General features: G+C 71.7%; 22 protein-coding genes. 7 read left to right on the top strand and 15 right to left on the bottom strand.

Features of this window, described 5'->3' with window-relative positions:
* Positions 1–12 precede the first annotated feature (12 nt).
* The 8 genes from ABD331_RS22210 to ABD331_RS22175 form a co-directional block, all read right to left on the bottom strand.
* A complete protein-coding gene (locus tag ABD331_RS22210) occupies positions 13–972 on the bottom strand; it encodes a hypothetical protein (protein WP_344477720.1) in 960 nt (319 codons plus the stop codon).
* The gene (locus tag ABD331_RS22205) at positions 969–1,178 is read right to left on the bottom strand and encodes a heavy-metal-associated domain-containing protein (RefSeq protein ID WP_344477718.1); all 210 of its coding nucleotides are present in this window, start codon (positions 1,176–1,178) and stop codon (positions 969–971) included. Before ABD331_RS22205 ends, ABD331_RS22210 begins: the two co-directional genes overlap by 4 nt.
* A 28-nt stretch (positions 1,179–1,206) precedes the next feature.
* Complete coding sequence (locus tag ABD331_RS22200) at positions 1,207–1,488, bottom strand: metal-sensitive transcriptional regulator (RefSeq protein ID WP_344477716.1); 282 nt, start codon at positions 1,486–1,488, stop codon at positions 1,207–1,209.
* Positions 1,489–1,742: 254 nt separating this feature from the next.
* A complete protein-coding gene (locus tag ABD331_RS22195) occupies positions 1,743–3,455 on the bottom strand; it encodes a VanW family protein (protein WP_344477714.1) in 1,713 nt (570 codons plus the stop codon).
* A 570-nt stretch (positions 3,456–4,025) separates the two neighbouring features.
* Positions 4,026–4,694 (bottom strand): alpha/beta hydrolase, encoded by a 669-nt coding sequence (locus tag ABD331_RS22190; protein ID WP_344477712.1) that lies wholly within the window; start codon positions 4,692–4,694, stop codon positions 4,026–4,028.
* Between the two features lie 359 nt (positions 4,695–5,053).
* Entirely contained in the window at positions 5,054–5,407 is a 354-nt protein-coding gene (locus tag ABD331_RS22185) for an antibiotic biosynthesis monooxygenase family protein (RefSeq protein ID WP_344477710.1), read from the bottom strand.
* Complete coding sequence (locus ABD331_RS22180; RefSeq protein WP_344477708.1) at positions 5,400–5,648, bottom strand: hypothetical protein; 249 nt, start codon at positions 5,646–5,648, stop codon at positions 5,400–5,402. The genes ABD331_RS22185 and ABD331_RS22180 overlap by 8 nt, the downstream gene beginning before the upstream one ends.
* 122 nt (positions 5,649–5,770) lie before the next feature.
* The gene (locus ABD331_RS22175; RefSeq protein ID WP_344477705.1) at positions 5,771–6,115 is read right to left on the bottom strand and encodes a DoxX family protein; all 345 of its coding nucleotides are present in this window, start codon (positions 6,113–6,115) and stop codon (positions 5,771–5,773) included.
* 389 nt (positions 6,116–6,504) lie between these two features.
* Between ABD331_RS22175 and ABD331_RS22170 the strand changes: the two genes are divergently transcribed.
* Positions 6,505–7,419 (top strand): LysR family transcriptional regulator, encoded by a 915-nt coding sequence (locus ABD331_RS22170; RefSeq protein WP_344477703.1) that lies wholly within the window; start codon positions 6,505–6,507, stop codon positions 7,417–7,419.
* A 251-nt stretch (positions 7,420–7,670) separates the two neighbouring features.
* Here ABD331_RS22170 and ABD331_RS22165 read toward each other — a convergent pair whose 3' ends face one another.
* Positions 7,671–8,285 (bottom strand): TetR/AcrR family transcriptional regulator, encoded by a 615-nt coding sequence (locus tag ABD331_RS22165; RefSeq protein WP_344477701.1) that lies wholly within the window; start codon positions 8,283–8,285, stop codon positions 7,671–7,673.
* 54 nt (positions 8,286–8,339) lie between these two features.
* On the opposite strand from ABD331_RS22165, the gene ABD331_RS22160 reads away from it, so the two are divergent.
* Positions 8,340–8,681: a cupin domain-containing protein gene (locus tag ABD331_RS22160; protein ID WP_344477699.1), complete on the top strand. Its 342-nt coding sequence runs from the start codon at positions 8,340–8,342 to the stop codon at positions 8,679–8,681.
* Positions 8,682–8,704: 23 nt separating this feature from the next.
* On the opposite strand, the gene ABD331_RS22155 is transcribed toward ABD331_RS22160, so the two are convergent.
* The 5 genes from ABD331_RS22155 to ABD331_RS22135 form a co-directional block, all read right to left on the bottom strand.
* Positions 8,705–11,197, bottom strand: coding sequence for a CehA/McbA family metallohydrolase (locus ABD331_RS22155; protein WP_344477697.1), 2,493 nt, complete (start codon positions 11,195–11,197; stop codon positions 8,705–8,707).
* Positions 11,190–12,638 carry an APC family permease gene (locus tag ABD331_RS22150; RefSeq protein WP_344477695.1) on the bottom strand — a complete coding sequence of 483 codons (1,449 nt, stop codon included), beginning with the start codon at positions 12,636–12,638 and terminating at the stop codon, positions 11,190–11,192. Before ABD331_RS22150 ends, ABD331_RS22155 begins: the two co-directional genes overlap by 8 nt.
* 138 nt (positions 12,639–12,776) lie before the next feature.
* Positions 12,777–14,231, bottom strand: a complete 1,455-nt coding sequence (locus ABD331_RS22145; protein WP_344477693.1) for a PucR family transcriptional regulator — start codon at positions 14,229–14,231, stop codon at positions 12,777–12,779.
* A 46-nt stretch (positions 14,232–14,277) separates the two neighbouring features.
* Positions 14,278–14,637, bottom strand: coding sequence for a cupin domain-containing protein (locus tag ABD331_RS22140; protein WP_344477692.1), 360 nt, complete (start codon positions 14,635–14,637; stop codon positions 14,278–14,280).
* The gene (locus ABD331_RS22135) at positions 14,637–16,256 is read right to left on the bottom strand and encodes a N,N-dimethylformamidase beta subunit family domain-containing protein (RefSeq protein WP_344477690.1); all 1,620 of its coding nucleotides are present in this window, start codon (positions 16,254–16,256) and stop codon (positions 14,637–14,639) included. Before ABD331_RS22135 ends, ABD331_RS22140 begins: the two co-directional genes overlap by 1 nt.
* 154 nt (positions 16,257–16,410) lie before the next feature.
* On the opposite strand from ABD331_RS22135, the gene speB reads away from it, so the two are divergent.
* From speB to ABD331_RS22120, 3 genes are all read left to right on the top strand, one after another.
* Positions 16,411–17,364, top strand: a complete 954-nt coding sequence (gene speB / locus ABD331_RS22130; protein ID WP_344477688.1) for an agmatinase — start codon at positions 16,411–16,413, stop codon at positions 17,362–17,364.
* 1 nt (position 17,365) lies between these two features.
* Entirely contained in the window at positions 17,366–18,697 is a 1,332-nt protein-coding gene (locus tag ABD331_RS22125) for an NAD-dependent succinate-semialdehyde dehydrogenase (protein ID WP_344477686.1), read from the top strand.
* 164 nt (positions 18,698–18,861) lie between these two features.
* Complete coding sequence (locus ABD331_RS22120) at positions 18,862–20,400, top strand: glycoside hydrolase family 43 protein (protein ID WP_344477684.1); 1,539 nt, start codon at positions 18,862–18,864, stop codon at positions 20,398–20,400.
* 80 nt (positions 20,401–20,480) lie between these two features.
* Here ABD331_RS22120 and ABD331_RS22115 read toward each other — a convergent pair whose 3' ends face one another.
* Entirely contained in the window at positions 20,481–21,002 is a 522-nt protein-coding gene (locus ABD331_RS22115; protein ID WP_344477682.1) for an orotate phosphoribosyltransferase, read from the bottom strand.
* A gap of 141 nt (positions 21,003–21,143) precedes the next feature.
* Between ABD331_RS22115 and ABD331_RS22110 the strand changes: the two genes are divergently transcribed.
* The gene (locus tag ABD331_RS22110) at positions 21,144–21,959 is read left to right on the top strand and encodes an MBL fold metallo-hydrolase (RefSeq protein WP_344477680.1); all 816 of its coding nucleotides are present in this window, start codon (positions 21,144–21,146) and stop codon (positions 21,957–21,959) included.
* A 223-nt stretch (positions 21,960–22,182) separates the two neighbouring features.
* Entirely contained in the window at positions 22,183–24,252 is a 2,070-nt protein-coding gene (locus tag ABD331_RS22105; protein WP_344477678.1) for a WD40 repeat domain-containing serine/threonine protein kinase, read from the top strand.
* Positions 24,253–24,303 lie beyond the last annotated feature (51 nt).

Raw genomic sequence — 24,303 nt, 5'->3', positions numbered from 1 at the left:
CCTTTCTCTCGGTCAGTGGCTGTGGCCGTCGTCGCCGTGGCCGGTCGGAGTGGAGGTGGGCTCGGGCTCGGGGACCTGCGGTCGCTCGCCCGCGCCGAGGGTGAAGTCGGCGGTACGGACCTCGCCCTCGTGCTGGAAGTCGAGGAACAGCCGGTAGTCGCCGGTGCTCGGCACCTCGGCGTGGAAGACGATCTCGGGGCCCGCCTTCTCGCTCTCCTCGGGATGCACGTGCAGGTACGCCAGGTCCCTGGCGCGCAGGGCCACCAGGTGGCCGTAGGCGCCGAGGTAGGGCTGCAGGTCGGTGACCGGCTTGCCGTCCTTGGCGACCTTGAGGGTGAGCTTGCTGGACTGCCCGGGGGTCAGCTCGCCGTCGAGGGTGACCTCGTAGCCGTCGACCGTCGCCGTGCGGCTCTCCTCCGGAAGCGCCTCGGGCCGGTAGTCACCGGCCACGGACACGTCGGCGCCCAGGGTCAGCCCCTCGCCGCCGGTCGGCGCGAAGTCGGCGAAGACGCGGTACGGGCCCGCCTTCGGCAGCGTCAGCTTCACCGACCAGACGCCGTCGGGCGCCATCTCGGGGTGCACGTGCTGGAACGTCGTCAGGTCGCGGGAGGCGACGATGAGGTGCAGCTTCTTGTCGTGCTCGACCTGGTAGCCGGTGACCGGCCTGCCATCGGGGCCGGTCACGGCGAAACGGAAGTCGGTCGGCTCGCCCGGCTTGACGGCCGGGGTGAGCGGGTTGAGGGTGTAGCCGTTCTCGGACACTTGGAGCCCCCCGGGGGTATCGTCCTGCACCTGCGCGGTGGCGTGCTCCCCGTGTGCCGCGCTCGCGCTCGCGCTGGGCACCGCCATGGCGGCGTGGTCCTCGGCCGGAGGGGCTCCGACCGGGCCGACCGCCTTGCCGACGCCGAGGGCGCCGCCGAAGACGACGGCCAGGCCCAGGACGTACGAGCCGAGCTTCGTCGCGGCGTTCACTGGTTCGCCACTTCGTAGCCGGCCTCCTCGACCGCGGCGACGATCTTCGCCGGGTCGACGGGGCCGTCACTGCCCACGGTCAGCAGGCCGCTCGCCAGGTCCACCTCGACACTGGTGACACCGGCCACTTCACTGACCTCCTCCTTGACGGAGCTGACGCAGTGGCCGCAGGTCATGCCCTGGACGGTGTAGGTGGCGGTGCTCATATCGGTCTCTCCTTCAATCCGGTGGGGGTCAGGAACGAACAAGTCGGGCAATGGCGTCGGCGGCCTCCTTGACCTTGGCCTCCGCCTCGGGGCCGCCCTTCTGCGTGGCCTCGGCGACGCAGTGGGCCAGGTGTTCTTCGAGCAGCGCCAGGGAGAACGACTTCAGCGCGCTGGTCGCCGCCGACACCTGCGTCAGTATGTCGATGCAGTACTTGTCGTCCTCGACCATCCGCTGCAGGCCGCGGACCTGCCCCTCGATGCGGCGCAGGCGCATCGCGTGGTCCTGCTTGTTACCGGTGTATCCGGCCATGTTCATCCCTCCCAGGTCGGCCGCTCATGACAACACCATACCCCCCTATGGTATTTCCAGCAACCGGCGGCGGGACGTCTTCCTGGCCGAGCTGAACGAACAGGGCGGCCAAGGTACTCGCCTACGAAGCGGCGACAAGGACCTGCGCGCTCGGCGCACCCAAGCACAACAAGTCCCGGCATCCAGCACACCGGCCCGGCCTCCGGCAACGCCCGCCGCGGACGACCTGGACCCAGTGGTCCTGGGGCGCGCCGTCAAGACCCTTTGCAGGTGAGGCGGGGTTCCGGGTCGTACACGGTGTGGAAGCGCTGCTTGCGGACGACCTTCCCGTCCTTCTTGAAGATCCGCCACACGTCGATGGCGAACCCCTCCACCCCCTCCATGGGGATGCATTCTGGGCCGGATTCGGTGAGTTCGGTGATGGGCTTGACGTTGTAGCGCCCGGAGCTCTGCGACTCGATGTCGTAGCGCTCGGTGCTCCAGAAGTCCACGGTGATGGAGGTGGCGGTGTAGGACGTCTTGATGAGCACGCCGTACGGAGAGTCGTTACGCCAGCGGAAGTCCGGCTGGGGGTAGGAGACCGTCGATTCGCGGCCCGCCGGGTAGCGGGAGATGTAGTACTGATGGGCGCGATGCTGCACGTCCTCGAAGCCGCCGAAGAAGACGGCGTTGAACATGGTGGTGGCGAACTGCGAGACCCCGCCGCCGACGTCGTTCACGAACCGGTTGTTGAGGATCATCGGCGCCTCGACGAAACCGCGCGCCTTGTCCCGCTTGCCGACCACGCCGTTCAGCGAGAACGTCTCACCGGGCTTGACGACGTAACCGTCGACGAGGTCGGCGATGCGGTGGATGTTCGTCACGCGAGGGGCGCAGCAGGGATGCCGGGTGGTGAACGAACTGACCTTCTCCCTGACGCTCAGCTTCTTCGCCTGAGCCGTGGTGACGCGCGGCTGCCGCTCCGCCGCCGGCAGTTCGACGCGGCGGGCACCGTCCGCCACGGCCTGCGCGATCGCCGGGCCCAGCGCCTTGACGTCGATACCACGTCCGGCCCGTGACGGGATGACCTGCGGCTTCCCCTTGACGATCTGGTAGGAGGCGTCCTTGGGCGGAGTGGTCAGCAGCGCCTTGGCGAGCCCTGGGGCGACCTCGCGGGCGTCGAAGGACGGGCGCAGCCCGCCCTTGCCGTCGCCGACGAAGCGCAGGCCGGCCGCCAGCTGCTCCCTGGACACGACGGCCTCCTTGCCGCCGGCGGCGAGCTTGAGGGGGGAAGCGACCGCCGTACGGGCCGTGGTCGAGGCGGTCCGCCGGACGACGTCGGCGGTGAGCGCGGCAGGCTTCTCCCGGACGTCCAGCTCGGCGGAGGTGCGTCCGTCCGAGAAGGCAGCCCGCACGGCGCTCGACGCCGCGCCGACGTCCAGTGCGCGGCCCGGCTTCGGCAGGACGGGCCGCGGCTCCAGGCCCCGATAGCGGATGGCGCCCTCCACGGGCTTGGTGTCCACGCTCTTGGCCAGGCTCGTCAGCTCGGCGGTGAGCCGCTGCTCGTCCACGCTGACCACCGGCTGGATCTGGCGGGAGCCGAAGAGGGAGCGCAGCACTCCCCCGGGCGTGGTGGCACCGGCCATCGCCGCCTCCACGGTGGCCCTCGTGTCGAAGCCGAGCCCTAATTCCGCCGGGGCGACCTGTCTCCGCTCTCCGGCGGCGTTCAGCGTCAGCTTCTGTTCTGATCGCTCGCGCAGCGCGGCGTCGAGGCGGGTGCGGGCGGCCTCGGGCGGCAGGCCGCCGAGCTCCACGCCGGCCACGCGGGTGCCCGGAGGAACCTTTCCCGAGAGCAGCACGGCGGGTACGGCGTACGCGAGGGCCGCGACGATGACCACGACGGCGAGCGGGATGAGCACGCGCCGCCAGCGGACCGGCCTCCTGGCGCCGCCGGACGGAGCACGACGATGAGATTGGAGAACGCTCATGAGACCCCTGGGGGAAAGGTGCCGGAGTCTGAATGTAGTGGGTGGGCTTGTCCCTCCGCGGGAGGATGACAAATCGCGACTTCGGCTCGTCCAGAGCGACACCGACCGTCGGACCGCCGCCCGTCCCTGCACGCGGACCGCCCGCCGAGGGGCGTGCATCGTTCAGCAGGCGAGAAGGCCCGCCGCCGTCAACGGCTGAGCCGGTGGCGGCCGGGCGTGGCGCCGAGTCCCGCGCCTCCGGCGGGCGGGCCGGTGAGGACGGCTGGGGCGCGCCGATGCCTGCTTGCGCTCACGGGGCTCGTCGGCGCGTGCTGATCACGCTCGCCGGCGACACCGCGCCGCCCGCTCCGCGTCGGAGTTCGCGCCCCGAACACCATGCCGATCGGGCCGGCCCCGAGCCTGCGCGCGACGAAGCCGAGTGCCTGCGCCGAGGCCCGCGCGAAGGCCTCGGCGATTTTCTCACTGGTGCGGGGTGCCGGCGTGCTCGCGGCGAGCGGCAGCGGTCAACCCCCTGTCGCGGAGCCGGGCGCAGGCGCGCCCGTTTCAGGCTTGGCGGATCGTCGCGAGGGTTCAGGCCGACCGTACGATCTCGTCGATGAGGGCGGCCAGCCGGCGTGGCCGGGACAGGAACGGCGAATGACCGCCAGGAAGCCGGCGGGTCCCGGCCGCCTGGGCCGCCATCTGCTCCTGCAGTGCGGGAGGGATGGCCTGGTCCTGCTCCGTGATGATGTAAGTGGACGGGATGCTCCGCCAGGCGGCCACGTCGACCTTTTCCGCGAACGATCGCGCGGTCTGGTTGACCAGCCTGCTCACCGCCTCCTCGGCCTCCGCGTCGGGCAGATCGCCGTAGAGCGAGACCCGCGGCTCGTCGCTGCGCGGGAACAGGCCGCTGGTGTCTTCCGGGTCGGGGAGGCCGTGGATGGTGTACATCGACTGTCCCTTGTCCGGCATGTGAGCGGCCAGGTAGATCAACCGATCGACATTGCTCGCTCCGGCGGCGGCCTCGGTGATCGGGATGCCCCCGTAGGAGTGCCCGAGCAGCACGACCGGTCCCGGGATCGACGCCAGTTCCGCAGCCAGTACGGCGGCGTCGTCATGCATGCCTGCGGTGGGATGTTCTCCGGCGCTCGGAAGCGCCGGCGTGCTCGTGCCATGGCCGAGAGCGTGCAGCTCGGCCTCAAGCCGGGCCCAGCAGCTCGGCTGGTGCCAGGCGCCGTGCACAAGCATCACCGTGGTCATGAAAGGTGCTCCAAGCTTCTCGCGCGACAGATCGGACGCTGTGAGCGCGCAGTGCCCGGGGGCACCGCGGTGGTCTCGGCATGGGAGGGGATGCCCCTGCGTGTCATGACCACAACGGTAGGAGGGGGTGTTCGGGCCCGGAATGCCTCAGGGTCCGCGGTAGTTGCGTGATCGTCCACGGGGTGGAGGTCTGCTGAACAGTGCTTACTCTCGCCTGCGAGGCTGACCTCGGCGACGGGCATCTCGTTGAGCATCGCGGCGCCACCGGCATCGGCCTGGAAACCGCCACACTGCTCGTCGCCGACGGCGTGCACGTCGTCATCGGCCATCGGCGCCCGCCGTTCACGGACGGGAAGCGCCTACGCTCGCCTGAACCCGTGGCTCCGCTCCACCTTCGCCACATGCAGCGTGTAGCTCTGGTACCACTCGGCTTGCCCGCGCTTCTGCGCCGCGCGGTGCTCGGCGTTGTTCCGCCATCGCGTGAGGGCGTCCGCGTCGCGGAAGTACCCGACGGTGATGCCCAGCCCGCCAGGAGTCTGCGCGTGGTCCATCCCCAGGTACCCGGGGATGTCCTTCACCAGGTCTTCCATGCGTGCGTTGGTCTCGCTGTAGCCGCTCTGCTCCTGAGTACGCACCGTAGTGAAGACAGCCACGTAGTAAGGGGGTTCATATGCCTCGACGGGCGTGACAGGCGCTCCCAAATGATCACTCATCGCACCACTGTAGAGGGCATCCCTCCATCGTCTGTCGCCGGCCGCCGCTGCGCGTCCTCAGGATCGGCGGCCCGGCCTCGCCCGACGCCTCGCGCGCGGCGATCCAGGCGGCCCCCTGCCGGTACACGCCGGCCACGACTCCCTGCCACAGGCGTTCGAACAGGTCGGGGAACGTGTCGAACTCGCGCACCTCCCACACGACGCGGGCCAGGCGTTCCAGCGCCGAGGGCCGGCGCGCCACCGCCGGTTGGGGGCCCCAGGAGGAGAGGCGCGGCTGAGCGCGGTCGCCTTGCCGCCGATCAAGGCTCAGGGGACAGCGTCGCGACTGCGGGGTTCCGTACGAGGTGAGCCCGCGGTGCAGGGTCAGCTCAGGCTCAGAAACAGGGTGGCCGCGACAGGAGCGAGGTACATGATGGGGAAGACGACCGTCTTGTACGAACGGGCCCTCAGCGCCGTGACGACGGCGCCCAGGAAGTACAGCACCAGGCCGATCCCGGCCGCGATGCCGATCGCGGGCACCGCCAGCCCCACGAGCAGGCCCACCGCGCCTGCGGCCTTGGCCGCCCCCAGCCACGGCCACCAGGACTCGGGCACCCCATACGCGACCAGCGGCTCGGCGACGAAGTCTGCTCGACGCAGCAGCGAGAAGGCCGAGAAGCCGACCCAGGCGGCGGTCAGCACGGTGACGACCATGAGAGTGGTGGACATCGAATCTCCTTGAGAGTTGAATCACGATCACTGATGCGGATCACGGACCCGCGGTGACGCTTCAGCGGCATGAGGCCTGTCAGGCTCGCTCGACGTCCGCACCCGTACCGGCGATGCGCTGCCCGAGGTCATCCGCCGGCGTGGATCGCGCCCGACGTCGCTCAGCCGCAGTGCCGTGGCCTCGAGCGCAGGCGAGGCGAGTGGCGGCAGGGCCGCCCCAGTGGTCGGGGCGCGGGGGTGGGGACGACGAGATTCGTCCCGCGATCAGGACGTTCACGACGGCTCCTCGGCAACGGGGTGTGCTACCAGGTTCGGGCCTGCCCGCGCGGTGAACAACGACGATTCCTGCCACGGATCGTTTAGCGATAGATTCACGATCGGGAGGCAGGATGGAGCTGCGGGACATCGAGATCTTTCTGACGCTGGCGGAGGAGCTGCACTTCGGCCGTACCGCTGAACGCCTGCACGTGACACCGTCACGGGTGAGCCAAGCGATCAGGAAGCAGGAGCGCCGGGTCGGTGCCGCGCTGTTCGATCGCACCAGCCGGCACGTGGAGCTGACCCTGATCGGCCGCCGCCTCTTCGAGGACCTCCAGCCGATGTACCTCGGCATGCGCGAGGGCCTCGACCGCGCCGCCCGCGCCGCCCGGGGAAAGACCCAGGTCCTGCGCATCGGCATGACCAACGCCAACCACCAGGACCTACGCCCGCTGCTGGACGCCTTCGAGGCCCGCCATTCTGCCTGCGACGTGAACATCCGCCACGTCGGCTTCAACGACCCCTTCGGCCCGCTGCGAACGGGGGCCGTCGACGTACAGGTCGCCTGGCTGCCCGTCCGGGAGGCCGATCTCACCGCGGGCCCGGTCGTGTACATCGAACCGGTGGTCCTGGCAGTCGGTGCCGGCCACCGGCTGGCGGCCAGGACCTCGGTCTCCTACGAGGACCTGGCAGACGAGGTCGTCATGGGCGGGGCGCGGCCGGCTTACTGGCGCGAGGCGCTCGTCCCCCGGCGCACCCCGAGCGGACGGCTGATCCCGATCGGTCCCGTCGTCAACAACTCGGCGGAGATGCTTCCGCTGCTCTCCAACGGAGAGGCCGTGTCGCCCGCGCACGCCCACGCCGCCCGCTACTTTCCCCGTCCCGACATCGCCTACGTGCCCATCCACGACGCACCGCCCGCACAGTGGGCGCTGATCTGGCGCACCTCCGCCCAGCCCGACCTCGTCCGGGACCTCGCCGACACCGCCACCCGCCTCGGCCCGATCACGTCCCCCGAACTCGAGGACCGCGCCATCCACCCCTGAACGATCTCCGAACATCCGCTGGATGCTCGAACCGCCCTCATCGCACCTGATCTGATGTCGCGGCTCCGGGGTGTCGCTTCAGACGGGTCGAGTCGGACGCGGTGCGCTTGCACGCTGAGCTCGTCGATCTGGACCTGCGCGGCATGCCGGCGGGCGGACAGGACGGTCTGCGCCGGCCACTCGCTGCGGGCCCGCCTTCCCGAAGGAAGCGGGCCGTCTGGCGCTTCTTCCAGGCCGGGGCACGGACGTCGTCAAGCCTGATCTTCAGGGAGGTGATCATGCTGCTGCAGGGCCGCGGCGAGGAGAGCTCGGGCTGTCCCACGCATGGTGTCGGCGGCTTGCCGGTGGGTGAGGCCGGCGATGTCGGTGAGCCAGATCAGCGACTCGACCCCGGTGGCTGACCGGATCGCCACGGCCAGCTGGTGGACGTCCAGGCCGGGGTGGGTGTCGCGGAGCGGGGTCAGGGCGTCCTCGATCCATCCGATGGCTCGGCCGCCGCGCAGGGCCGGCTGGGTGGCGCCGGGTTGCAGGGACAGGCGAAGCGAGGTGCGGAGTTGTGGCTCCCAGTCGAGGGTGAGCTGGATGAAGGCGGCCATCACCAGGTCGAGCCTGGCCGCGGGGTCGGCGGGCGGGTCCGCGGGGAGCAGGGAGGTCTGTTCGATCTGGGGGTGGGCTGCGGTCAGCAGGGCGTACTGGTTGGGGAAGTAGCGGTAGGCGGTGGTACGGGAGATGCCGGCCGCGGCGGCGGCGTCCTCGACGGTGGGGTCGGCGCCGTCGGCCAGCAGTTCGCGGGCCGCCTCGACCAGGGCGCGGCGGGTGCGGGCCTTCTGCTGGTGACGGCCGCTCTGCTCATATGGTACCGACATGCCCATCATGGTACCGTAGTCCCATCTAGCTGACTCGCCCCTGTGAGGTGGCCCATGAGCGCCGATCCCGCGGTCACGAATGCGGAGCTGTACACGGTGGTCTTCGAGAACGAGCGGGTCCGGGTGCTGCGCTACCGGGACCGGCCGGGAGACGCGACCAGCCCGCACGGCCATCCCGACAGCGTGATGGTCACCTTGTCGTCCTTCACTCGCCGCCTCACCTCGGGTGAGCAGCAGGTGGAGCTGAGCCTGGAGGCGGGGCAGGTACGGTGGCTCGGCGCCCAGGAGCACGCCGGGCGCAACATCGGCGGCACCGAGACTCACGCGATCTTCGTGGAGCTCAAGGACGGGGCGAGCGGCGTCCCGGACGCGGCTGCGCTCGGCCCTGAGCTGTGAGGTGGGGCGAGGGAGAACGCTGATCAGCCGGCCCGGCGGCGCTCCAGGAGTTCCCGGGCCTCCAGGAAGGGCGCGCGCAGGAAGGCCAGATGGTCTTCCTGCCCGTGCCGATGGCAGACCGGCCCCGGCCACGCAACCCTGCTCCGCTCGTCGATGTAGGCGAGCGACCCTTCGACGAGGCTCAGCATGTGCTCGACCGTGCGTGCGTCGGAGCGTCCGTACGTCGCACCGGTGCGGACGTAGACGGGCGAGGTGTGCGCCATGATCGGCCGCGCCCAGACGTCATGGTGCCTGGCGACGTCGGCGCCGGGCCCGTAGCAGCGGGCGGCGATCCAGGAGTCCTCGCCGACCGGCACGCCGGCGGCCAGTTCGAGGACGCGCTCCGGTCGCGGCGCGCGGTGCTCGGCGACGACCTGGCCGTTGACGACGATCTCGACGCGATCGACGGGGAAGATCGACTCGGCGCGTACGGTGATCGCGGCCCGCTCGCCGGCCGGCAGGTGGAGCTCCTGGCCCGGCCGGTGACCGGCGACGTCGAGGTGCAGCAGCGGCCCGCTGGTCACGAACGTGGCGCCCTCCCGCACGGCCCGGCACCACGTCCAGTAGTCCAGCTCTTCGTCCGGCGGCACGTGGGCGTAGGTGCGGATGAGGCCGATCGGTACCTCGCTGCTCATCTTGTCCGTGCCGCCGACGAGCGTCACCCGGTAGCCGGCGTTGAGGTAGCGGTAGTACTCCTGGATGTTGTACGGGTCGTAGGCGATCATCTCGACGGCGTCCAGCCGCCCGGTGGCGAGCAGCGCGGCGGCCTCGCCGTTCGGCACCGGGAAGTGGGCCAGGACGACCGTGCCGCCCTGGGCGTGGCATTCGTCGGCCCAGTGGGACAGGGTGGTCTCCAGGCCGCCGCCGAGCTCCGACTCCTCCGCGCCGCCGGTGCACCACGGCATGACGGGGCGGCGCAGGCCGAGCAGGTTGATGTGGCCGAGCATGCCGCTGCGGTTCTCCTGGCCGGCGAAGACGTGGGTGTGGCCGTCGGCGGAGGTGTGCGGGTGGCCGGTGAACTCCTCGGTGCCGGTGAACAGGTGTCCCCACTGGCTGAGCAGCAGGTTGGTGACGCGGACGTCCTCGCCGCGCGCCTCCAGCTCGGCGCCGAGGGTGGAGACGAAGTGTACGTGGGTGTCGCCGCTGTACCAGCCGGCGGCGGCCAGGTCGGTCATCCTGGTGAGCGTCAGCTCCAGGTCGGCCTGGCCGGGCCGGACGGTGACGGTGGTGCGCAGCGGCTCGTACTCGAAGCCGCGCGCGGCCTCCACGGTGACCTCGCCGAGCGGCAGCCAGCCTTCGCAGGCGCCGTCGATGTAGGAGTAGGTGGTGGCGCCGAGCCGGACGTCGCCGCCGATGTCGAGGTTCCAGGTGTTGCCGTCGGAGTTGATGTGGCCGTGGTGGCCGTGCGGCGGGTACGGCACCCCGTCCGCCGACCTGAAGTGCACGCGGCACGGGACCGGCTCGCCGGTGGCGGCGTCGCGGACCGTCGTACGCACCCAGGCGCGTCCCGCGTCGGGCACCCGCCAGGTGACGGGGCCGTCCTCGTGACGGCCGGCGGCGAGCAGGGCGCCCCAGTCGCAGGAACCGAGTTCGTCCGTGCCGCGCCGCAGGGTGAGGCGGGCCGAGGGGGTCGCGGCGACGCGTACGTAGGCGCGCCCGTCCTCCTGCGGCGGCGCTCCCCAGCCGTCGCCGGCCTCGCCCACCCGGCGGTAGGGGTAGGTGGCCGAGCCGCGATCGACGCTCACCGCCAGCTCCTCGGTGACCGGGCCCGCCGACGGGGCGAGGTCGATGAGCACGTCGCGCCACACGGTGCGCCCGAACGGGTCCTCCTCCAGCGAGCTGGTGGTCATGGCGCCGATGAGGACGGCGGGCCCGAGCGAGCGGATCTCCAGGGCGCGCACGGGCACGCCGGGGCGCGGGTTGCGGCACGGCCACAGGTAGAACCGGTAGGGCAGCACGTACGGCGACCGGGCCTGCGGGTCGTCGATGTCCACGAACCGCGCTCCGGCGGCGTCGTAGCGGCCGTGGGTGCGCGGCATGAGCCGGTGCTGGGCGTCGGGGACGGCCAGGAAGGGGGTCTGTCCCCAGTCGAGCGGGATCGCCCGGTCGCTCCACAGCCGGGGGGTGGGACCGATCTCGAACCGCTGGCGGATCGGCAGCCGCTCGGTGTGCCCGTCCTCGTAGATCAGCGTGTAGCAGGCGCGGACGTCGCCCACGCTCTGGCCGTCGAACAGGTCCGCGGACTCCAGGGCGTGGGCGATCACCATCCACTCGAAGGGGCGGCCCACGGGGATGGTGACGGCGGCGGACTCCACGCGCAGCAGCGCCCGGTCGCCTCGCTCGTCGCCGAACGCGAACGGGATGCCGTACAGGGTGCGGGGCCCGAGCGGGTAGGACGCGCCGTCGTCGAGCACGGACCTGGGCGCGTTGAACACCCCGGACAGGTCCACCGGCCGGTAGCCGCGCTCGTCACGCATGGTCGCTCACCGAGGTCTGGGCCAGCTCGGCGTACTGGTGCGGCGACCGTGAGCGCAGGTACAGCGCGCGGGCCACCCCTGCGGCGACGGCCACCACGGCGACCGCGATGATCGCGACGTTGATGCCGGTGCCCGCGCCGGTCAGCAGCGGCAGGTTGGCCAGGACGAGGACGAGCACCACGGCGAGGGCCGCGAAGCTGAGCCCGGGGGCGATCGTGGTGCGGAAGATCCCCGCCTCGGCCGCGTGAGCGCGCAGGAACCGGATGACGGCCAGGCTGCACAGCGCCCACAGGGCGATGATGCCGAGGAATCCGAGCGCGCTGCCCCACAGCAGCAGGCCCAGGTACGGGTCGGAGCCGGTGACGGCGAACGCCACGACGGCGACGGCCGCGATGGCGGTCTGCAGCAGCCCGGCCGTCCAGGGCGCCTTGGTGCGCGGGTGCGTGCGTCCGAGCGCGCGGGGCAGCAGCCCTTCGCGGCCGAGGGCGAAGAAGTAGCGGTTGGCCGCGTTGTGCAGCGCGAGCAGGGCGGCGAACGCGCTGGTCAGCAGCAGTACGTTCATCACCTCGACGATCGGCGCGGGGACGTAGTTGGTGAAGACGGTGACCACGAGGTTGACCGGGTCGGCCTCGGCCGCGGCGGCGATCTTGTCGGAGCCGTAGGCGATGACGACGATCCAGGTGATGAAGGCGTAGAAGACGGCGATGAAGCCGACGGCGATGTAGGTCGCCCGCCGGACCGTCCTGATGCCGCCCCGCGCCTCCTCGCTGAAGATCGCGGTGGCTTCGAAGCCCATGAACGCGCCGGCGACGAGGGCGAACATGGCGGCGTTGTCGGGGGCGAGCACGGTCGCCGGTGAGAAGGAGATGGCGGCCCAGTCGCCGCTGCCGCCCTTGGCCAGGACGTACACCGCCAGCACGACCAGCACGGCCGTCTCCAGCACGAGCAGGACGCCGAGGATGCGGGCGCTGGTGTGGATGCCGCGGTAGCCGAGCCAGGCGACGAAGACCAGGCCCACCAGGGCGAAGACATACCAGGGCACGTCAAGGCCGAAATATTGGGAGAAGGTGGTGTTGGCGTAGACGCCCAGCGCGCCGTACGTGCTGATCTGCAGCGCGTTGTACGCGGCCACCGCCAGCATCGCCGCCCCCGAGCCCACCGGCTTGCCGAGCCCGCGCGAGATGGTCGCGTAGAACGCCCCGGCGTTACGGATATATCGGCTCATGGTCATGAAACCGACGGCGAACAAGGCCATGACCAGCCCGGCGACCAGGTAGCCGCCGGGCACGGCCGCGCCGCCCTTGAGGAAGTGCAGCGGTGCCACGGCGACGATCAGCGTCAACGGCGCGAGAGCCGCCAGGACGGTGAACACGAGGTCCTTGGTCCCCATGGCGTTGCCCGCGAGGGCGTCGGTGCGTTGACCGGTGGCCTGAGCTGGCATGATGGTCGCTCCTTAGTTCGGGGCGGCGCAGGGGGCCGGCCGATAAGGCGGGAGCCTATGGCGGGTCCGGCGGCTGTACGAGGGACGATCCGTCCAGGCCGGCGGGAGGCGGCTGTGCGTTCTGTACAGTCGGGCCGATCAGAGCTCCTCGATCGCCCGCAGCGCCAGGAACAGCTCCATCCGGGTGTCCGCGTCGGCCAGTCGGCAGTCGAGCTCGGTCTCGATCTGGCCGATGCGGTGGCGCACGGTGTTGCGGTGCACGCCGAGTTCCTCGGCGGCCCGGTCCCAGTGGCCGTTGTGCCGCAGCCAGATCCGCAAGGTCGTGAGCAGGTCGCCGGCGTCCCGCTGGCGGCGTTCGCGCAGGGGGCGGAAGCGGCGGTCGGCGTAGTCGCGCAGGCGGCTCATGTCCAGCGCGGCGGCGAGCCCGTCGACCTCGGCGCCGCTCACCACGGACGCGCCCTGGAACAGGGCCGTGCGCAGGGACCGCGCGGCCTCGTCGCGGGCCTCGCCCAGCCGCTCGGCCGGATGCGGCGAGCTGACCCCGGCCAGCCAGCCGGCCCGCGAGAGATCGTCGGTGATCCTGGTCAGCGGCGCGGACTCGGGCAGCAGGGCGACGCACACCTCACCGTCGCGGTCCACGAACGGGGAGCCCAGCAGCGACGCCAGGTCGCCGAGCCGGGGCCGGCCGCCGGTGGCGCGGGCGCAGACGATCCGCCAGCGTGCGCCTTCGACCCCGAACACGTCGGCGGCGTGCCGGTCCCAGCGGGCGGAGCGCAGCGCCAGGGCCAGCGCCGCACGGCCGACCTGGTGGGCGGGCCAGTGGTCCTCTGGGCCGGGCAGGAGCAGGCCGAGCAGGGAGGCCGCCGTGGTGATGACCGCGTGGTCGGTGACCCCGGCCATGACGGGAGCGCCGACCGCCAGCGCGTAGCCGGACGGCAGCGGCCCGGCCACGGACTGGATCATGACGCGCTGGTCCGCCGAGCTCATCGTGGCGCTCGCGGGGCTCGTACTGGCGCAGACGCGGCTCATGGCCGCCCGCACGTCGTCGTCGAGCCGCGGCCGGCCACCGGTCCATTCCCGCCGCCTGACCTGGTCGGCCAGCAGCGCCCATCCTCCGACGTGCGCGGCCAGCAGCTCCAGCGTCCTGGTGAGCGGTGACGGGCCCGCGGCGGTCCTGATCAGGGCGCGCTGCGCCTCGGTGAGCCGCCTGATCTCCGACAGCTCGGAGGAGAGCAGCTCGCCGTAGAGCACCTCGGCGCAGGACTCGAACGTCACCGCGGGCGGAACCTCCAGCAGGGGGAGGTCGCTCGCCTCGCACGCCGCCACGAGTTCGGGCGGCACCCGGTCGAAGACCGGGGTCACGCCGAAGCCCAGGGCCGCGACGCCGGCCGCCCTGACCCTGGCCACGTAGTCCGCGCAGTACTCCGGCCGCAGGCTGGTGCCCGCCAGCAGCAGCAGTTCGCCTCCCTGGAGGAAGCGGGAGGGGTCGGGCAGTTCGCTGACGTGCACCCAGCGGATGGGGGCGTCGAGGCGGTCCGCGCCCGCGAGCACCCGCAGCCCCAGCCGGGCGACGAACAGGTTCAGCGGCACCATGTCGCCACGCTAGCCGCCCGGGTGAGCTGCTCTGACCAGGGGCGATTCACCGGCTGACGGCAAGGAAGACCTTCTCGCTCGGCTCCACGGTGATCCAGTCGCCCTGGAAACCCTGCGGGATGTAGAACGCCTCGCCCGCGCCGAACTCCTTGCTGCGCCCCGCCGGGTCCCGCACCGCGACGCGGCCCTTGAGGATCACGCAGATCTCGTCGTAGGGCCAGGAGTCGAAGCGCACGGCGCCCGGCTCGCCCGTCCAGTAGCCGCCGGTGAAGGAGGTCGCCTGCCCGCCGAAGACCCGGAACTCCTGCTCGGCCCACGCGACCGACAGCAGGTGGTAGTCGCTGAGCGGGGGCACGAACCGCTCCCCCGCTCCGGCGTGGATCTCACGTACCTGGTCGATGCTCATCACGCGGCCCCGAAGCGGCGCAGCACGTTGTGGGTGATGCGTTCCACGAACGGGTCGCCCAGGCTGAGCACGTGCGCCCACTCCGTGCTGCCGCCGTTGAACACCTCTCCCTCGCCGCGGGTGAAGGCGGCGATCATGCCGGCGCCGCGCATCTCGCCTTCGTGCACGTACGCGGGCAGGTCGTCGCCGAGGTCGGCGTTGTAGGCGTAGACCTCCTCCTCGGGCCCGCCGATCGGCACGCGCCCGCCGAACCGGTCCTCCTCGCCGCGCACCGCCGGCGCGAGCGCGAGGATCTCCAGGGTCTCGGGAGCGCCGTCCTCGAACGTCGGGTACGGCAGCCCGCGCCGGAAGGTGTACTCCACCGAGTCGAGCTCGAAGGCGGCCAGGAAGTACGGCGGGCCGCCGAGCAGGTCGCCGTAGTAGAGGTCGGTGCCCTCCATGGCCCAGTGGTGCGGCCGGTAGACGGTGAACCCGCCCGACGAGCGGGGCGCGGCCACGCCGTAGCGGTTGTAGATCCCGCCCAGGCCGTTGAGCCCCATGGTGGTCGCGCCGGGCCGGCCGACGGACTTGGCCTCCCACACGGTCGTGGCCAGGTGGGGCGCGTCCGTGGCGCCGGGGTCGGCGGAGGGCAGCCGGTAGCAGTACTGGGTGGTGCCGTCGTCGCTGAGCCGGACCTGCCACTGGTAGTTGCCGCCGAACCTGGCCAGCCTGCCGCCGCCGTCCACGAACGCGTCCACGGTGTCGCGCATCCGCCACGACCAGTACTCGTCGTGGCCGACCACGATCGCGCAGGCGTACCCGTCCAGCGCGTGGGGGTCGAAGTGCAGGTCGTGCTGGGTCAGGAAGTCCAGCTCGTAGCCGTGGCGCTCGGCCCACACCGCGAAGTGCCGCTCGTAGGTCGCCCAGAACGCGTCGGCGTGGTGGCGGCTGTAACCGAACAGCCGCGCCCACTCGTAGGAGGGATAGCGCGGGGCGCCGTACATCGGCAGCGTGCCCGGGTTGGCCTCCCTGGGCGCCCCGGCCGGCTTGCGGATCATGCCACGGGCGATCGGACGCTGCGTCGAGGCCAGTGGTGACCCGGCGTCGGCGCGGGGGTCGTCGCCGAGCCCCCGGTAGTGGTTGGCGCCGCCCCAGTCGTTGTAGGCCAGCATCGTGCTGGTGGTCAGCACCAGCGCGGCGCGGGCCCGGCGCTCGGCGGGCGCCTTGACGACGAAGAAGTGCTCGCGCTCCCACAACTCGCCGGAGGGAGTCGTGGCGCGCACGGTGACGATGTAGAAGCCGCTACGCCAGTCGGCCGGGATCTCCAGCTCCAGCCCGGCGGGCCAGCCGCAGCCGACGGCATGCGCGTCGTGCGGCGGCTCGAAACGTCCGGCGGACAGCCCGGCGCGTGACCACACGACCTCGGGCTCCAGCCCGTCGCGCAGCACCTCAAGCTCGAAGGACGGGACGCCGGCGCTGAGGTGGAACCGTACGGTCTCTCCTGGGAGGTAGGAGAACTTGTCGGTGTAGCACCAGACCTCGGCGGCGTCCGGCACCGCGAACGCGCGTTCGGACGGCCACCCCTTCGGGGACCAGGCGAAAGCGGCGGGGAGCCCGGCCTGCTCGATCGTGTCGCTCACGACCCTCCTTCACTCGTGTGTGGTCTTCGAGCTTATGAACTGCGGTTTCCGGCGGTATGGACGACTCGCACAACCCCGGTGGACGCTTCGGCCAGCCAAGGCCGGGGCCGCCGCCCGTAGTCTTCGGCGTGCCTATCGGAAGGACTGACTGAAGATGACCGAGCCTCGGGGGCCCGTCGACTCCTCCCGCGTCCCGCGCTTCGCCGGACCGGCGACCTTCGCCCGGCTGCCGCGCCTGGACGAGGTCGGGCACGCCGACGTGGCGGTGGTGGGCGTGCCGTTCGACAGCGGCGTCTCCTACCGGCCCGGAGCGCGCTTCGGCCCCTCGGCCGTGCGTGAGGCCAGCCGCCTGCTCCGGCCGTACCATCCGGGGCTGGACATCTCGCCGTTCGCCGCCCAGCAGGTCGCCGACGGCGGTGACGTGGCGTGCAATCCGTTCGCCATCGGCGAGGCCGTCGAGACCATCGAGGCGGCCGCCTCCGGCCTGACCGCGAACGGCACCCGGCTGGTCACCATCGGCGGCGACCACACGATCGCGCTGCCGCTGCTGCGCGCCGCCGCCCGCAGGCACGGGCCGGTCGCGCTGCTGCACTTCGACGCCCACCTCGACACGTGGGACACCTACTTCGGCGCCGAGTACACGCACGGCACCCCGTTCCGGCGCGCCGTCGAGGAGGGCCTCCTCGACACCGAGGCGGTCAGCCACGTCGGCACGCGCGGCCCGCTGTACGGCAAGCAGGACCTGGACGAGGACAAGCGCCTCGGCTTCGGCATCGTCACCAGCGCGGACGTCATGCGCAGGGGCGTGGACGAGGTGGTGGACGCGTTGCGGCAGCGCATCGGCGACCGCCCGCTGTACGTCTCCATCGACATCGACGTGCTCGACCCGGCGCACGCGCCCGGCACCGGCACCCCCGAGGCGGGTGGCCTGACCAGCCGCGAGCTGCTGGAGATCCTGCGCGGCCTGGCCGGGGCCGACCTGATCGGCGCGGACGTCGTCGAGGTGGCGCCGGCCTACGACCACGCCGAGATCACCGCCGTCGCCGCCTCCCACGTCGCCTACGACCTGGTCACCCTCATGGCGGCCCGTCCCGGCCGGGAGGCCTGACATGTACGCCGTCACCGACCCCGCCACCGGCCAGGTCGTCGCCTCCTACCCGACCGCCACCGACGACGGCATCGAGACCGCGCTCGCCGCCGCCCACGGGGCGGCCGCTCGCACCGGCACCGTCGCCGACCGCACGAGCCTGCTGCGCAAGGTCGCGGACCTGCACCGCGAGCGCCGCGCCGACCTCGCCGCGACCATCGTGCGGGAGATGGGCAAACCCCTCGAAGAAGCCGAAGCAGAGATCGACTTCTGTATCGACATCTACACCTACTACGCCGACCGCGCCGCCACGTTCCTGGCCGACGAGCCGATCGAGCTCGGCGCCGGACGCGGCACCGCGATCCTGCGCCGCGGCCCGGTCGGCGTGCTGCTGGGGATCATGCCGTGGAACTTCCCCGCCTACCAGGTGGCCCGCTTCGCCGCCCCCAACCTCGCGGCGGGCAACACCCTGGTGCTCAAGCACGCGCCCCAGTGCCCCGCCTCCGCCGCGGCGCTGGAGCAGCTCTTCCTCGACGCGGGCTTCCCCGAGGGCGCCTACGTCAACGTGTACGCCACCCATGAGCAGATCGCCCGCCTGATCGCGGACCCGCGGGTGCGGGGCGTCTCCCTCACCGGCTCCGAGCGGGCCGGCGCCGCCGTCGCCGAGCTCGCCGGGCGTCACCTGAAGAAGGTCGTTCTCGAGCTCGGCGGCTCCGACCCGTTCATCGTCCTGTCCACCGACGACCTCGACGCCACCGTCGACCAGGCCGTCGCCGCGCGGCTGGACAACACCGGCCAGGCGTGCAACGCCGCCAAGCGGTTCATCGTCGCCGAACCGCTCTACGCGGACTTCGTCGCCAGGTTCACCGAGCGGCTGCTCGCCCGCTCCCCCGCCGCTCCCCTCGCCTCGCAGGCCGCCGCCGACCACCTCGCCCGCCAGGTCGACGCCGCGGTCGCCCAGGGCGCCACCCTCACCAGCGCGGGACGGCGGCACGGCGCGTACTTCCCGGCCGGCGTCCTGACCGGCGTCACCGGTGAGCACGACGTCGCCCGCCAGGAGCTCTTCGGCCCGGTCGCCATGGTGTTCCCGGCGACCGACGAGGACCACGCCGTCCAGCTCGCCAACGACACCCCCTACGGCCTCGGCTCCTACGTCTTCACCACGGACCCACGCCAAGCCGAGCGGGTCGCCGACCGCATCGAGGCCGGCATGGTCTTCGTCAACGGTGTCCTGGCCGAGGGGGCGGAGCTGCCGTTCGGCGGGGTCAAGCGCTCGGGGTTCGGCCGTGAGCTCGGCCGTCCTGGGATCGAGGAGTTCGTCAACAAGAAGCTGATCCGCACCGTGACGCGCTGAACGCACGGCAGACGCTTGAGCCGATCTCCTCCTTGACTTCACAGGAACGCGCAGCTCGAAGGCACCGCGATCGTCGAACCATTCCAGGTGCAGATATTGATCATTTGTCGAACGCTCCCCTAGCATCCGTACCGTCGACGACCTGACGACCGGACCGGAGCCACATGCGCACGTACGCCAACCCCGTGATCGGCGGTTTCTTCCCCGACCCCAGCGTCTGCCGGGTCGGCGAGGACTACTACCTGGTGTGCTCCAGCTTCGAGTACTTCCCCGGAGTGCCGATCTTCCACAGCCGGGACCTCGTCCACTGGCAGCAGATCGGCAACGTGCTCGACCGGCCGGAACAGCTGCGCATGCCGCCGGAGATCCGCGCCTCGCACGGCATCTGGGCGCCCACCCTCCGCCATCACGACGGCCGCTTCTACATGATCACCACGCTGTCGGACGGCGGCGGCCACTTCGTCGTGTCGAGCGAACGGCCCGAGGGCCCCTGGTCCGACCCGGTGTGGATCGACCTGCCCGGGGTCGACCCCGACCTGGCCTGGGACGAGGACGGCACCTGCTGGTGCACCTTCGCCGGCGCCCACGTGGCGCGCATCGACGTGGCCACCGGCAAGGTGCTCGAAGGCCCCCTGCCCGCCTGGCCGGGCACCGGCCTGCACGCCCCGGAGGCGCCGCACCTGTACCGGATCGGCGAGTGGTGGTACCTGCTGCTGGCGGAGGGCGGAACGGCGCGCGGCCACTGCGTCACCGTGGCCCGTGCCCGCTCGCCGCGCGGCCCGTACGAGGCCGCGCCCGCCAACCCGATCCTCACCCATCGCAGCACGGACCGGCCCATCCAGAGCACCGGCCACGCCGACCTCGTCCAGGCGGCCGACGGTTCCTGGTGGATGGTGCTGCTCGGCACCCGCCCGCGCGGCGCCACCCCCGGCTTCCACGTGCTCGGCCGCGAGACCTTCCTCGTCCCGGTGGAGTGGGTGGACGGCTGGCCCGTCGCCGGCCCCGTCGAGGCACGCCATCGCGCGCCCGCGGCCTGGCATCCGCTGCCCGCCCCACCGGCCCGCGACGACTTCGACGGCCCTTCGCTGCGGCCCTGCTGGATCTCCGTGCGAAGCCGTCCCGCCGCGTCCTGGTCGCTGACCGAGCGGCCCGGCTCGTTGACGCTGCACGCCACGGGCGCCACCTTGGACCGGCCCGGCGCCACCTTCGTCGGCCGCCGGCAGCAGCACCTGTCCGCCCGCTTCAGCGCCCGGCTCGACCCCGGCGCCGCCCGTGCCGGCCTCTCCCTCCGCATCGACGAGGCGCACCACTACGACCTGGAGGTGGCCGATGGGCAGGTGAGCGTCATCGCCAGGATCGGGCCGCTGCGCCAGCGGGTGGCGGCTCACCCGGTGCCGGCCGGGCCGCTCACGCTGACGATCGACGTACGGACCGGATGCGAGCTGCCTCCGCTGCTGACCGGCGCGGACCAGCTCACCGGCGAGCCGCTCGGCGTGCCCGCCGCGGGACCGGACACCGTCGCCTTCCTCGTCCAGGCGGGAGACGCCCCGCCTGTGCCGCTGGCCGAACTGGACGGCCGTTACGTGTCCACGGAGGTGGCCACGGGCTACACCGGGCGGGTCGCCGGCATGTACGTCACCGAGGGCACCGCGCACTTCGACTGGTTCGACTACACGACCGGCGACGACCGGGACGCCGCATGAGGTGAGCGGGGAGACCGGATGCTCCGCCGCCGCCGGGCACCTGCTCTCCGACGAACTCGACCGTTCACCTTGATGGCCCTCTAGTCCCGCTCGAGATCCTCACGCCTGAGCAGCGCAAGGAGCCGAATCCCCGCTGCGGCCAAGACCTCGGCACCGCCCTCCTGCCGATCGATGACGCACAACGCGTGGTCGATCCGAGCCCCCAGATTACGCAACTGACCCGTGGAGATCGCGATCTGCCCACCCGAGGTCACCACGTCCTCAACGACCAGGACGCGCCGTCCCTTGACGTCGGCCCCCTCGGCCAGCCGGGCCGTGCCATAAGCCTTCGCCGCCTTGCGCACGAACGCGCAGGGCAACCCGGTACGCCGCCCCAGCGCCGTGACCACCGCGATGCCGCCCATCTCCAGACCGGCCAGCACCTCGGTCCCCTCGGGAACCAATGGCACCATCCCCGCCGCCACCTCATCCAGAAGAACCGGATCGGCCTCGAACTGGTACTTGTCGAAGTACTCCTCGGCCACCCGTCCCGAACGCAACACGAACCGGCCACTCAACCGGCAACGATCACGAACCCGGCGGGCGAGATCCACATCAGTCACCACACGAGCATGGCAGACCGCCTCAACCGGCCCCACCAGCGCGGCAGTCGCGTGCTTCGGAGCACGGCGGCACGAGGACGTTCAGGAGCCGGTGATGGGGCCGGTCAGCACCGGCGTGCCAGGCGTGGCAAGATCGCGGCCATGTCCCTGAGCATTCCCCGCCTCCGAATCGGCTCGACCGAGATCATCGCCCTCGCCGATGGCGAGGGCCCGTTCTTCTCCCCGCGCACCGAGGCCTTCCCCGGCGCCACCGTCGAGCAGTGGGCCGAGGCCGACCGCTACGACCCGGGCGCGGTCGACGCCGAGGGCCGCTGGCGGCTGCAGTTCCGCGCGTACGCCATCCGCAGCGACAGGGGCCTCACCCTCGTGGACGCCGGGATCGGCCCGGCAGACGGCCCGGCCGTCGCGTGGGCGCCCGTCCCCGGTGTGCTGCCCGAGTCGCTCGCCGCCGCAGGCGTCGACCCGGCCGAGGTCGACACCGTCGTGCTCACGCACCTGCACACCGACCACGTCGGATGGGCGGTCGTGTCCTCACCGGCCGGCGACCGCCGCCCCTACTTCCCGAACGCCGCATACCTGCTCCAGCGGGCCGAGTTCGACGCCCTCGACACGCTCAACCCGCAACTTCGCGAGAGCCTCGTCGATCCGCTCGCGGCGGCCGGCCGGCTCCGGCTCCTCGACGGGGACACGCCGCTGCGCGCCGGGCGCGCGGTCGCCACGCCCGGTCACACGCCCGGGCACCAGAGCGTGCTGGTCGCCGACGGGCGCGAGCGGGTGCTCGTCACCGGCGACCTCCTGGTGCACGCGCTGCAACTGCTGCACCCCGAGCTCGCCTATTCACACGAGATCGACGTTGAGGCGGCCAGGCAGTCGAGGAAGCGCATGCTCGGCCACGAGAGCGGCACCACGCTGCACCTGGCCACCCCGCACCTGACAGAGCCGTTCATCTCGGCCTGATTCGCGGCCGAGCTACTCGGCGATGACCCGGATCCTTCGTCGAACCGGATCGCGCCCAGCACCTGAATGATCATTTTTGGACGTGTGGCGTGTTTCCGGTTGTTACCGGGCGCTACGCGGTCTACAAATCCCAGAATTCCGTAGATTTGCCGAAAAATCTGACATTAATATTCTTGTGCTGATCTTGTACCCACTCCCGGGCTGCGAAGGCAAGTGAGGTGTGATGGCCGGACGTCGCCCGCTGGGACCGCAAGACCTGGCACGCGTCGGCGGCCATCAGCTGACCCACATCCTGGGCGAGGGCGGGCAGGGCATCGTCTACCTGGGCCGGTCCCCGGACGGCCGGCCGGTGGCGGTCAAGGTGCTGCACGCCCGTCGAGCCACCGACCCGGCCGAGAGCCGCCGCTTCACCCGCGAGAGCGCCATCATCGCCAGGCTGGCCCCCTTCTGCACCGCGGCCGTGCTGGAAACGGGCGAGCTCGACGGGCGCCCGTACCTAATTAGCGAGTACGTGCCCGGCCCCACCCTGGACGAGCTGGTCGGCGAGTCCGGCCCGCTGCGCACCGGCCTGGACCAGCTCGCGGTGGCCACTCTCACCGCGCTGAGCGCGGTACACCGGGCGGGCATCGTGCACCGCGACTTCAAGCCGAGCAACGTGATCATGGGACCGGTCGGGCCGACCGTCATCGACTTCGGCATCGCCCGCCTGACCGACCGGAGCACCACCCGCTCCGGACTCGTGGGAACGCCGGCCTACCTGGCCCCCGAACTGCTCGACGGCCAGCGCGCGGGCCCCGCCGCCGACGTGTTCGCCTGGGCGGCGACCATGGTGTTCGCGGCGACCGGGCACCGGGCCTTCCCCGGCGAGACGCAGGCAGCCGTGCTGTTCGCCCTCCTCACCAGCGAACCCGACCTGACCGGGGTGCCCCCACGGCTGGCTCCGCTCCTGAAGGCCTGCTTCGCCAAGAAGCCGCAGGACCGGCCCACCACCGAGGCCCTGCTCGACCACCTCACCAGCCGGGTCCGGCCGGCTCCCCCGGCGGTCGTCCCTCCGCCCGTGCCGGAGACGTCCGAGACGGCCTCGCCGCAGCGGCGTCCTGTCAACCGCAGGGCTCTCCTGGCCGCGGCAGCCGCCACGGGCGCGGCCGGCGCCGCGAGCCTGCTCATTCCGCCCTGGCTCGCATCGCGACCGTCCACCACCGGCCCCTCCACCCAGATCACGACCGCCCCCGCCACCACCGCACCCGCCACCACCGCACCCGCCACGACCGCCCCCGCCACGACTGCGGCCCGCCCGTCGCCCGTGAGCTCTCCCCGGGCGACGACCTTCATCACCGACTTCCCTGTCCGCTCGCTGACGCTCGGGCGACTCGGCGACCTGACCATCGCCGTGACAGGCGGCGACGACAACACCGTCCGCCTGTGGAATCTGAGAACACACCAGCAGCACGGCGAAACCATGCAGGGAACCCGTCAGTCGCCTGGCTCGACCGGCGAGTTCGTCCAGTCGGTGGCGATGGGGCAACTGGACGGCGAACCCATCATCTGCGGCTCATCCGGCCTCGACGACCTCGTGGTGTGGGATCCGCGAACCTACCGGCGGTCCGGCGCGACCATCCGACTCAAGCCGCAGGGCAGCTACCGATTCCGGGTGAAGGTCGCGCAGGTCAGCGGCCGGACGATCGCCTTGTCCCACAGCAGCGGCCCCTCGATCGACGTCTGGGATCTGGGCACTCGCAAGCGACACGGAGCACCTCTCACCGGCCTGCCCGGCCAGGTGGCGGTGATGGAGGTCGGGCAACTCGACGGCCGCGTCGTCATCGCCGGCGGCGACGACGAGGGGGGCCTGCTGATGTGGGATCTGGAATCCGGTCAACCACGCGGCGATCTGTTGAAGGGCCACACCGAGCAGCTCAGCGCCATCGCGTTCGGGCAGATCGACGGTACGGCCGTCGCCCTCTCCGGCGGTCTCGACGAAACAGTGCGCGTCTGGGACCTGGAAACCGGCAAACTGCGGGGAAACCTGATGAGCCGTCTGGGGGTCGTCGAGTGGATCGGCACCGGGCAGCTCGACGGCCAGCCCATCGCGGTCGTCATCAACGCCGGCAACGTCATGCGGCTATGGAACCTGCGCTCCGGCGAGCAACACGGCAAGACCCTGCGCGACCGCCTCACCGTCTTCCAGCAGGCGGCGATCGGCCGTCTCGACGGCCGGACCATCGTCGTCGTCACCGCAGACTCCGAGCGCGGAGAGAACGGGGCAACCCGGCTGTGGGATCTCGGCCCCGCCTGAGAGGTACACGCGCCGCCGCGCCCATCCCCGCCACGGACCGGCCGGGCAGGG

The organism is Nonomuraea monospora (assembly GCF_039531895.1).
Lineage (GTDB): Bacteria > Actinomycetota > Actinomycetes > Streptosporangiales > Streptosporangiaceae > Nonomuraea > Nonomuraea monospora.
Note: the sequence above shows the minus strand (reverse complement) of the source record. Positions and strands in the feature narration are given on the sequence as shown.